General features: G+C 47.4%; 1 protein-coding gene. It reads right to left on the bottom strand.

Annotated elements, in window-relative coordinates; translation table 11 throughout:
* A partial coding sequence (locus V3S16_RS08840; RefSeq protein WP_413884317.1) for a CHAT domain-containing protein occupies nucleotides 1-2,011 on the bottom strand: 2,011 nt, incomplete at both ends.

Genomic DNA, 2,011 nt, shown 5'->3' with positions numbered 1-2,011 from the left:
TTGCTTGACGTGCAAAATGGCCATTCTCAAACTGTCGGCCTTGCTATGATTGACATACTGGCGATAAAACTGCTTGATTAAAACGGCCGTCGCTATATCGCTTACCCGCCACAGGCTCGACACAATCGTATGAGTGCCGGCGTAGAAAAAAGCCCGGTTCAGTCCGATCACATCATCCCCGCTGGTCACCTTGCCCAGCCCGGTCTGGCAGGCGCTCAAAACCACCACGTCGGCCTTAATTTTAAGGCCGAAAATCTCAGCCGCTTCCAGGTTGCCGTCGGCCTCCGGGCTCTTTGCTAATTTTATGGATGAAAAAAGCGGATTCACAGGATTAAATTCACCGTGTGAAGCCATATGAATGATGCCGAATTTTTCAATGTTGTTAACCACCCAGCTTTCAGTGGCTCTCTCCTTGGTCAAAGAAGTTATTTGCGGGAAATTCCATTTAATTGATGCCACCTCATGTTCCGCAAAGGGAAGCTCAAAGGCCGGGTCTCCCAAATCAGGATTGCCAATCGCAAGAACGCTAAGCTTCTTTTCATGGATTCTTTTGCCCATGGTATAACCCAATACACTGGCGCTGGGCAGATAAAACAATGAATATTGGTCAATAAGATAACTGCTTTCATCTGACAGCGTAGCAAATGAAAGGTAATGCAAAGATCCGTGGGGAATGATTCCCAGGATCTTGACGCCATTAAGATCACTTGTCACCGGCGCCAGAAGCCAGTCAAATAATTGGCGAGACTGCTTCTCTAATGGTTCTATATTTTGGATCATTCTACGGAATTCAAGAATGGTCTGACCCAGGGTGTCCCTTCCAAGCGGAGTTCTTGTGAGCTTAATCCCCTGAGGTCTGATTACCCAGCAAAAAATTTCATCAGGCAGAACATAGTAAGCCAGCAGGGCTACATCTTTTTCAAGTGTGTCAATAAGTTTATCGGCCTTAAGCGGTTCAACGCTTACCATTGAACTCAGCTGCGGATTTGCCGCCTGAATATCCAGCATTAAGTCATTGTAATCGCTGTTTAGCTGCTTAAGGGCCTCCTTATACATATCACGGTCGGCTGCTTCCGTGGATTGTGCCAGCAGGGCTTCATGCTCCTGGATTTTTGACTTTATCAATATCTGGCGGTCGTAGAGCTGCTGGGCAATTGTTGTTCCCAGAGAAAGCCGCTGGTTGCCTAAAAGATCTATAAAGTTTCTGGCCCGGGACCGTTCGGCCATCTCAAATGATTCTTTTATCTTTCCCATATCGGCCAGCAGGCGCACCAGGGTTTCGTATACGGCAAGCTTATTATCAATAAAACTTTCCTTTAGCTGGTCAATTTTAATATCAGCACGTACTTTCTCAATAATCTTTACAGCCTCAAACAATAATGCTGCCGCCGCTTGTCTTTGCTTCTCAGCCAGTCGCAATTTAGCCAGGCCGTATAACGATCTCCACTCGGTCTCACGCAGCGCCATTGACCTTGAAAGGGTTAAGGCGTCGTTATAAACTTTTTCAGCCTTATTAGTATGTTTAGAAGCAAAAAGGGCACCCCCTAAACCTAATAGAGCTTTAGCCTCATTAATACGGTTGCCGATAGACTTAGCTTCAGCCGCAGCTTTTTCAAACAGCGGCACAGACTTGTCAGGTTGCCCCATTTTTAAATATGTGAGTGCTATGTTGCGCAGATCGTAGGCAACGGCCCAGCGGGATTTGAGCCTGGTATCTATCTGAAGGGCCTTATCGAGTGCCTCCAGTGCCTCGGTGTATCGCCCCATTTCTCGATACACAAGCCCGGTGTTATGGAGTATGTTGGCTATCTCATCATCCGGAACCATAAGATTGCGGCCGTAAGACAGGGCTTTTTCAAGCTCCTCCAAAGCTTTGCGGTTGTTGCCCAAGGTCCACCATATCAAACCCGAAGTGTTCAGTGACAAGGTTTGCATCAGGGGCCAGCCGTGCTGCCGCGCAAGCTTGTAGACTTCTCTCTGCAGTTTAAAAGCCTCTTCATAACCGGCCTGA

Origin of the sequence: Candidatus Desulfatibia sp. (assembly GCF_036446775.1) — a bacterium.
Classification (GTDB): Bacteria; Desulfobacterota; Desulfobacteria; order Desulfobacterales; family UBA11574; genus Desulfatibia_A.
This window is presented reverse-complemented; position numbering and strand designations above follow the sequence as displayed.